Source organism: Billgrantia lactosivorans (genome assembly GCF_003254665.1).
Classification (GTDB): domain Bacteria; phylum Pseudomonadota; class Gammaproteobacteria; order Pseudomonadales; family Halomonadaceae; genus Halomonas; species Halomonas lactosivorans.
Genome location: NZ_QHGY01000024.1, coordinates 1 through 8,482, shown reverse-complemented (window position 1 = coordinate 8,482; position 8,482 = coordinate 1). Strand labels below are relative to the sequence as shown.

At 70.1% G+C, this 8,482-nt stretch carries 11 protein-coding genes; all 11 read left to right on the top strand.

What is annotated here, in order from left to right:
- The coding region (locus tag DIS04_RS20125) for a GntR family transcriptional regulator (RefSeq protein ID WP_111415574.1) at positions 1 to 553 on the top strand (553 nt) is incomplete at its 5' end.
- Complete coding sequence (phnG, locus tag DIS04_RS20120) at positions 550 to 1,020, top strand: phosphonate C-P lyase system protein PhnG (RefSeq protein WP_111415573.1); 471 nt, start codon at positions 550 to 552, stop codon at positions 1,018 to 1,020. The genes DIS04_RS20125 and phnG, both read left to right, overlap by 4 nt.
- Positions 1,017 to 1,619, top strand: coding sequence for a phosphonate C-P lyase system protein PhnH (phnH, locus tag DIS04_RS20115; RefSeq protein ID WP_111415572.1), 603 nt, complete (start codon positions 1,017 to 1,019; stop codon positions 1,617 to 1,619). Before phnG ends, phnH begins: the two co-directional genes overlap by 4 nt.
- A complete protein-coding gene (locus DIS04_RS20110) occupies positions 1,619 to 2,725 on the top strand; it encodes a carbon-phosphorus lyase complex subunit (protein WP_111415571.1) in 1,107 nt (368 codons plus the stop codon). The genes phnH and DIS04_RS20110 overlap by 1 nt, the downstream gene beginning before the upstream one ends.
- The gene (locus tag DIS04_RS20105) at positions 2,722 to 3,555 is read left to right on the top strand and encodes an alpha-D-ribose 1-methylphosphonate 5-phosphate C-P-lyase PhnJ (RefSeq protein WP_111415570.1); all 834 of its coding nucleotides are present in this window, start codon (positions 2,722 to 2,724) and stop codon (positions 3,553 to 3,555) included. Before DIS04_RS20110 ends, DIS04_RS20105 begins: the two co-directional genes overlap by 4 nt.
- A complete protein-coding gene (gene phnK / locus DIS04_RS20100; protein WP_111415569.1) occupies positions 3,552 to 4,376 on the top strand; it encodes a phosphonate C-P lyase system protein PhnK in 825 nt (274 codons plus the stop codon). Before DIS04_RS20105 ends, phnK begins: the two co-directional genes overlap by 4 nt.
- A 14-nt stretch (positions 4,377 to 4,390) precedes the next feature.
- Positions 4,391 to 5,137: a phosphonate C-P lyase system protein PhnL gene (gene phnL, locus DIS04_RS20095; protein ID WP_111415568.1), complete on the top strand. Its 747-nt coding sequence runs from the start codon at positions 4,391 to 4,393 to the stop codon at positions 5,135 to 5,137.
- A complete protein-coding gene (locus DIS04_RS20090; protein WP_111415567.1) occupies positions 5,130 to 6,272 on the top strand; it encodes an alpha-D-ribose 1-methylphosphonate 5-triphosphate diphosphatase in 1,143 nt (380 codons plus the stop codon). Before phnL ends, DIS04_RS20090 begins: the two co-directional genes overlap by 8 nt.
- Positions 6,272 to 6,838, top strand: a complete 567-nt coding sequence (gene phnN, locus DIS04_RS20085; RefSeq protein WP_245904654.1) for a phosphonate metabolism protein/1,5-bisphosphokinase (PRPP-forming) PhnN — start codon at positions 6,272 to 6,274, stop codon at positions 6,836 to 6,838. The genes DIS04_RS20090 and phnN overlap by 1 nt, the downstream gene beginning before the upstream one ends.
- A complete protein-coding gene (gene phnP, locus DIS04_RS20080; protein WP_111415566.1) occupies positions 6,835 to 7,659 on the top strand; it encodes a phosphonate metabolism protein PhnP in 825 nt (274 codons plus the stop codon). The genes phnN and phnP overlap by 4 nt, the downstream gene beginning before the upstream one ends.
- A gap of 138 nt (positions 7,660 to 7,797) precedes the next feature.
- Positions 7,798 to 8,482: alcohol dehydrogenase catalytic domain-containing protein (locus DIS04_RS20075; RefSeq protein WP_162623134.1), on the top strand; the 685-nt coding region annotated here is incomplete at its 3' end.

Genomic DNA, 8,482 nt, shown 5'->3' with positions numbered 1-8,482 from the left:
CACGCGGCATCAGGGGCGCGGCACCCAGGTTGTCGACCGCCGTCTCGACTACCCCGTCAGCGCCGCCAGCAAGGTGACCCATAATCTGGCCGTGCTGGGGATCGCCACCCAGACCCGATGCTTGGCGCAGGGCCTGCAAGAACCACCCGAGGCCATCGCCCAACGCTTCGGTCATGGCACCGGTGAACGCCTGCTGTGTGTCGATACCCTGCGCAGCATCGATGGCGCGCCGCTGATGCTGCTGCGCCACTGGTTCGACCCCGAGCGCCTGCCGGGCTGGGGGCGACGCTATCGCGGCGGTTCCACCCGGGCGCTGCTCCAGCAGCACTATGGCCTGCAGCTCTTTCGCCGTCGCGTGCGCATCGAGAGTGCCAGCGCCACGCGCGACGACTCGCATCGCCTGCAGTGCCCGCTCAACGCGCCGCTGCTGCAGCTGATGAGCGACAACGTCGATCGCGCAGGCGCCCTGGTCGAGGTCTCGATCAGTCGCGCCCGCGCCGACCGGCTCGCCTACCACATCGAATTCGACACTACCGACGAGGTGCCTTCATGACTCACTTGCATGACCCGAGCAGGCCGCGGGTGCGCCGCCAGCGGGTGCTGGCGCTGTCGTCCCGTGAGCAGATCGAGACACGCTGGGACACGCTCGGCATTCGCGCCGCCCACCGCTGCGTGCGCGGTCCCGAGACCGGCATGGCCATGCTGCGCGGGCGAATGGGCGGTACCGGGCGTGCCTTCAATCTCGGCGAGATGACCCTGACCCGGGCCAGCGTCGTACTCGACGACGAGGCGCCCACCGCGGGTGCCCTCGGCCACGGCTGGGTACGCGGGCGCGACCACCGCCACGCCGAGCTGATCGCCCTGGTCGACGCCTGCGCCCAGCACGAGGCCTGGGCCCGGCGCATCGACAGCGAACTGATCGCGCCGCTGGAAGAGGCCCTCGAGCTGAGTCGTGCCCTAGCGGCGCGCGAAGCGGCCGCGACCCGTGTTGATTTCTTCACTCTGGTGAGAGGGGAATGAACATGCCCTGGCCGACCCTGAATGACCCCGTCCACGACAGCCAGCGGCTGTTTCGCCAGCTGCTCGCGGCCCTGAGCGAGCCCGGCACGCTGCACACCCTGGAGGCGCCGACTCCGCCGGAAGGCGGGATCGGCACCGCGCTATGGGGCACGCTTCTGACGCTGTGCGATCTCGACGTCCGCGTCTGGCTCGCCGCCGAACTGGATACGCCGGCACTGCGCGAGGCGCTGCTATTTCACACCGGCTGTCGCCTGACCGATGAACCGACACAGGCCGACTATGCCCTGGTCACGCCGGCCACGATGCGCGACGCGCCCGATTTCGCCCAGGGCAGCGACGAGCATCCCGAGCGCAGTACCACGCTGCTGGTGGCGCTCGACACGCTCGTCACCGCTGACAGCGCAGGCGGTAGCTGGCGGCTCAGCGGGCCGGGAATACCGGGCCAGCGTGCCCTGAGCGTGGGCGAACGTGCGCGCCCCCTGATGCGGCAGCTCGCTGCCAGCCGCGAGCGCTTCCCGCGCGGCCTCGATGCCATCCTCGCCTGCGGTAAACGGCTCGTCGCGCTGCCGCGCACCACCCGCCTCGAGGAGATCGCCTGATGTATGTAGCCGTCAAGGGTGGCGAGCTCGCCATCGCCAACGCCCATCGTCTGCTGGCCGACCGACGCCGCGGCGACCGCGAGCAAGCCGAACTCGAGGTCGACCAGATCCAGGGCCAGCTGCGCCTGGCCGTCGACCGGGTCATGAGCGAGGCGTCGCTCTACGACTCCGAACTCGCTGCGCTTGCCATCAAGCAGGCCAGCGGCGACATGATCGAGGCGGTGTTCCTGCTGCGGGCCTACCGCACCACGCTGCCGCGCCTGGCGGTGAGCGAGCCGCTGGACACCGGCACCATGCGCATCGAACGTCGCATCAGCGCCACCTACAAGGACATCCCCGGTGGCCAGGTGCTGGGGCCGACCTACGACTACACCCATCGCCTGCTCGACTTCCTGCTGCTCGCCGAGGGCGAGACGCCAGCGGCGGAGCCCGGTGAGCAACCGCTGGCGCCGTGCCCGCAGATCCTTGAGCTGCTAGACGCCGAGGGGCTGATCGAGCGCGAGCGCGACGACGGCAGCGAGCCGGCCGACATCACCCGCGATCCGCCCGACTACCCGGTCGACCGCGCCGCGCGCCTGCAGATGCTGGCGCGCGGCGACGAGGGCTACCTGCTGGCGCTGGGCTACTCCACCCAGCGCGGCTACGGGCGCAATCACCCTTTCGCCGGTGAGATTCGCCTGGGCCAGGTGGAGGTGGAGATCTTCGTCGAGGAGTGGGGCGAGGCGGTGTGCGTCGGCGAGGTCGCGCTCAGCGAGTGCCAGATGATCAACCAGTTCGGCGGCTCCCGTGAGGCCGCGCCGCAGTTCACCCGCGGCTACGGACTGGCCTTCGGCCACAACGAGCGCAAGACCCTGGCCATGGCGCTGGTCGATCGCGCGCTGCGTGCCGAGGAGCTCGGCGAGGAGGTCCAGGGCCCCGCCCAGCAGGCCGAATTCGTGCTGGCGCATGCCGACAACGTCGAGGCCTCGGGTTTCGTCTCGCACCTCAAGCTGCCGCACTACGTCGACTTCCAGTCCGAGCTCGAACTGCTGCGCCGCCTGCGGCGGGAGTATGAAAACCGGATGCACGACAAGGAAGAGGATGCCCCCACGGAGGACTCGCTGTGAACGGTTACAATTTCGCCTATCTCGACGAACAGACCAAGCGCATGATTCGCCGCGCGCTGCTCAAGGCGGTGGCCATTCCCGGTTACCAGGTGCCCTTCGGCGGCCGCGAGATGCCCATGCCCTACGGCTGGGGAACTGGCGGCATGCAGCTCACCGCCAGCATTCTCGGTGCCGACGACGTGCTCAAGGTGATCGACCAGGGCGCCGACGACACCACCAACGCGGTCAGCATCCGCGCCTTCTTCGAGCGCGTCGCCGGGGTCGAGACGACCACGGTGACGACGGCGGCGAGCGTGATCCAGACCCGCCATCGCATCCCCGAGACGCCGCTCGAGCCGGGCCAGATCCTGGTCTTTCAGGTGCCGATCCCCGAGCCGCTGCGCTTCATCGAACCCAGCGAGCAGGAAACCCGCCTGATGCATGCCCTTGAGGAGTACGGGGTGATGCACGTCAAGCTCTACGAGGACATCGCCCGCCATGGCCACATCGCCACCACCTACGCCTACCCGGTGAAGGTCGCCGGCCGCTACGTCATGGATCCCTCGCCGATCCCCAAGTTCGACAACCCCAAGCTCGACATGAGCCCGGCGCTGCTGCTGTTCGGGGCCGGGCGCGAGAAGCGGCTCTATGCCATCCCGCCGTATACCCGGGTCGAGAGCCTGGACTTCGAGGACCACCCCTTCGAGGTCCAGCGCTGGGACGAACGCTGCGCGCTGTGCGCAAGCGCCGACAGCTTCCTCGATGAGGTGATCACCGACGACGCCGGCGGGCGTCTGTTCGTCTGCTCCGATACCGACTACTGCGAAAGCCGCCGCGAGGAGAGCGCATGAGCCGCCCCGAACTTCCTGGGCCCGAAATACGTTGCCCTGACCTGGCCCGCCCCGTGCTGCTCGACGTGCAGGACATCACGCGACTCTACGGCCCCGGCAAGGGCTGCGAGGCGATCGACTTCCGCCTGCACGCCGGCGAGGTGCTGGGCATCGTCGGCGAGTCCGGCTCCGGCAAGTCGACGCTGCTGCGCGTGCTCGCCGGGCTGGAGGCGCCGGACGCCGGTCGGGTGGTCTATCGTCGCCCGGGCGACGCCGACGAGACCGACCTCTACGCCATCGGCGAGGCGCGGCGCCGCGCGCTGCTGCGCCTGGAGTGGGGCCTGGTGCACCAGAACCCGCGCGACGGCCTGCGCATGGGCGTCTCGGCCGGGGCCAACGTTGGAGAGCGGCTGATGGCGCTGGGCCAGCGGCACTACGGCCAACTGCGCGCCGCCGGCCAGGAATGGATGGCCCAGGTGGAGCTCGAGCCGGCGCGCATCGACGACGTGCCGCGCACTTTTTCCGGCGGCATGCAGCAGCGCCTGCAGATCGCCCGCACCCTGGTCACCCGGCCGCGGCTGGTGTTCATGGACGAGCCCACCGGCGGGCTCGACGTCTCGGTGCAGGCGCGCCTGCTCGACATGCTGCGCACCCTGGTGCGCCAGCTCGGGCTGTCGGTGGTGCTGGTCACCCACGACCTGGCCGTGGCCCGCCTGCTCGCCCACCGCCTGCTGGTAATGCGCCGCGGCCGGGTGGTGGAAGCCGGCCTCACCGACCAGATCCTCGACGACCCGCAGCACGCCTATACCCAGCTGCTGGTGTCGTCGGTGCTGACCCCATGAGCGAGGAGAGGATCATGACCCCGTTTCTCACCGTCGAAGGCCTCGGCAAGGACTTCGTGCTGCACGGCCAGGGCGGTCTCGCGCTCACGGTCATGCGCGATCTTGCCTTCGGTCTCTACCGCGGCGAATGCCTGGTACTGGCCGGTCCCAGCGGCATCGGCAAGAGCACCCTGCTCAAGATCCTGCACGGCAACTACCTCGCCGGCAGTGGACACATTCGCCTGCAGTTCGACGATGGGCCCCTCGCCCTGACCGGGCTGCCGGCCCACGCCTGGCACGCCCTGCGCCGCGACGTGATCGGCTACGTCAGCCAGTTCCTGCGCGTGGTGCCGCGGGTTTCGGCGCGTGACGTGGTGATGGAGCCGCTGCTGGCGCGCGGCGCCGACGCATGCGAGGCGCGCATGCGGGCCGAGACGTTGCTGGCACGGCTCAACCTGCCCGAGCGGCTCTGGTCGCTGCCCCCGGGTACCTTCTCGGGGGGCGAGCAGCAGCGCGTCAACATCGCCCGCGGCTTCATCGGCGAGCATCCGCTGTTGCTGCTCGACGAGCCCACCGCCTCGCTGGACGCCGTCAACCGCGCGGTGGTGGTCGAGCTGATCCACGAGGCCAAGGCGCGCGGTGCCGCCATGCTCGGCATCTTCCACGACGCGGACGTGCGCGAGCGCGTGGCCGACCGCCTGCTGTCCCTCGAAGCGTTCATGGCGCCGTCCCTCTCTTCTTCCGAGCCAGCGTCGACTTCGCGAGGCCTTCCCCATGCGTGAACAGATTCTCAGCAATGCCCAGTTGGTGCTCGACGACGAGGTGGTCCGCGGCAGCCTGGTGATCCGCGACGGCCGGATCGCCGAGCTCGACAGCGCCCCGAGCCGCCACCCGGCGGCCACCGACTGCGAAGGCGACTACCTGCTGCCGGGGCTGGTCGAGCTGCATACCGACAACATGGAGAAGTACTTCCAGCCGCGCCCCAAGGTAGCCTGGCCGGCGCGCCAGGCGGCGCTGGCCCACGACGCCCAGATGGCGGCGAGTGGCATCACCACGGTGTTCGACGCCGTGGCCATCGGCGACGTCAATAAGGAGAGCATGCGCCACCAGGCCCTGAACGAGATGTGCCGGGCGATCGACGACATCGTCGACGCCGGCCTGGCGCGGGTCGACCATCGCCTGCACCTGCGCTGCGAGGTCAGCCAGGCCGAGACGCTCGCGCGCTTCCGCGAGCTCGCCGACCTGCCGCGGCTGGGCCTGGTGTCGTTGATGGACCATACCCCGGGGCAGCGGCAGTTCGTTTCCTTCGAGGCCTACAGCACCTACTACCAGGGCAAGTACGGCCTGAGCGACGCGGACCTGGAGACCTTCGTCGTGCAGCAGCGTGCCAGCAGCGCCCGTTACAGCGCCCAGCACCGGCGCGCCATCGCCGCCGAGTGCCAGGCCCGTGGACTGGCGCTGGCGAGCCACGACGACGCCACCCTGGAACACGTCGCCGAGAGCCGCGAGTACGGCACCCGGGTCGCCGAGTTTCCCACTACCCTGGAGGCGGCCGAGGCGTCGCACCGCGCCGGCATGGCCGTGATGATGGGCGCCCCCAACGTGGTGCGCGGCGGCTCGCACTCCGGCAACATCGCCGCCGCCGAGCTGGTCGCGCGCGGCGTGCTGGATGTGCTCTCCTCCGATTACTACCCGGCGGCGCTGCTCGACGCCGTGTTCCGCATCGCGCGGATGGAAGGCGGTTATGCCTTGCCGCAGGCGGTGGCCACCGCCTCGCGCGTACCGGCCGAGGCCGTGGGGCTGAGCGATCGGGGGAGGCTGGCCGCGGGGCTGCGCGCGGACCTGATCCGGGTGCGGCTGTGTGACGACCATCCGCTGGTCGAGCGGGTCTGGTCGGCCGGCCGGCAGGTGCACTGATGATGGCGCGGGGGAGGTGGGAACGGGGCCGGCTGGTCTACCTGATGGGGGCCAGTGGCGTGGGCAAGGACAGCTTGCTGGTGGCTGCGCGCCGCCGTCATCCCGAGTGGCCGGTGGCGCATCGCTATATCACCCGGCCGAGCGGCAACGGCGAGGACTGCGTTAGCCTGAGCCGCGAGGAGTTCGCCTGGCGCCGCCAGGCGGGCCTGTTCTGTCTCGACTGGCACGCCCACGGCCTGGAATACGCCCTGGGGCTGGAAGTGGAGGCCTGGCTGGAGCGAGGCCTGACGGTGCTGGCCAACGGTAGCCGCGGCGCGCTGGCCCTGGCCGAGGCACGTTTCGGCGAGCGCCTGCGGCCGCTGCTGGTCACGGCGCGCCCCGAGGTCCTGGTCGAGCGTCTGGCGGCCCGCGATCGCGAATCCCCCGCCGAGATCGAGGCGCGACTGGCCCGCCACCGCCGCTTGGCCCGGGCCTGCCCGGGCGTGCATCGGCTCGACAACAGCGGCGCGCTGGCGGTCACCGTGGCGGCTCTCGACGCCTGGCTGGCGGAGGAGTGCGTGTCGTGAAGCTGCGCTTCGTCGGGACCGGCGACAGCGCCCAGGTGCCGCGCTTTGGCTGCAGCTGCGCGGCCTGCGAGCGGGCCCGCGTGCTGAGCAGTCACCGGCGCGGCCCTTGCTGCGCCGAGGTGCGGGTGGACGGCCAGCGCTACCTGCTCGATGCCGGGCGCAGCGATCTGGCCGCAAGCTGCGAGCGCGAGCGTCCGGCGGCGATCCTGCTCACCCACTACCACGCCGACCATGTCCAGGGGCTGTTCCACCTGCGCTGGGGCATGGGCGAGCCGATTCCGGTCTACGGGCCCAAGGACGCCCATGGCTGCGCCGATCTCTACCGGCACCCGGGGGTGCTCGCCTTTCAGCCCGGGCTCAAGCCGTTCCGGGCGCTGCGCCTGGAAGGGGTCGAGGCGATCCCGGTGCCGCTCAGCCACAGCAAGCCGACGCTCGGCTACTGCCTCGACGACGGCGGCACGCGGCTGGCCTACCTTACCGATACCTGCGGGCTACCGGCCGAGACCGAGCGTTTCCTGCGCGGCTGGCGGCCCGATGCGGTGGTGCTCGATGCCACCCACCCGGCCGGCTACGCCGAGCCGCGCAATCACAACACGGTACCGATGGCGCTTGAGATCATCGAGCGGCTGGCGCCGCGCCAGGCCTGGCTGACGCATCTCAGCCATGCCGTGGATGCCGAGCTCATGAGCGTGCACCTGTCGCTGCCGCCCGGGGTGGCCCTGGCACAGGATGGTCTCGAGTGCGAGCTTGCGTGGCCCAGGCCCGGCTCGGTGGCAGAGAATATGCCGTGGCGGGTCGCCATGGCCACGAGGGACGGATAGCGGGGTTATGAGCACGCCCTTCGGCAGAGGGTCGGGAAAAGGTCCGTTACCCAGCCACCCAACTCCCTTACCTGCGGCCTCAGGCGGCTGAACTATGGTGGTGACAGAGCCTTCGTTCGGACAACAGGGAGAGAGTCCATGAAAGCGCTGTGTTGGCACGGCAAGAACGATATCCGCTATGAAACGGTTCCCGATCCTCGCATCGAGCACTCCCGCGACGCCATCGTCAACGTGAGCAGCTGCGCCATCTGCGGCTCCGACCTGCATCTCTACCACCATTTTATCCCCGGCATGGAGTCGGGGGACGTGGTGGGGCACGAGTTCATGGGCGAAGTGATGGAGGTCGGTTCCGAGACCCGCGACCTCAGGGTCGGTGACCGGGTGGTGGTGCCCTTCACCATCACCTGCGGCGAATGCGAGCAGTGCCGGCGCGGCAATTACTCCGTGTGCGAGCGCTCCAACCGCAACAAGGCGCTGGCCGACAAGGTCTTCGGCCACGGCGGGGCGGGGCTGTTCGGCTACTCCCATCTCACCGGCGGCTATGCCGGCGGCCAGGCGGAGTACGTGCGCGTGCCGTTCGCCGACCAGACCCACATCAAGGTACCCGACAGCCTGAGCGACGAGCAGGTACTGTTCCTCGGCGACATCTTCCCCACCGGCTGGCAGGCTGCCGTGGCCTGCGAGATCGAGCCCACCGACACCGTGGCCATCTGGGGCGCCGGGCCGGTCGGCCAGTTCTGCGTGCGTAGCGCCGTGCTGCTGGGCGCCGAGCAGGTCGTGGTGATCGACAACGTGCCCGAGCGGCTGGCCATGGCCGAGGCCG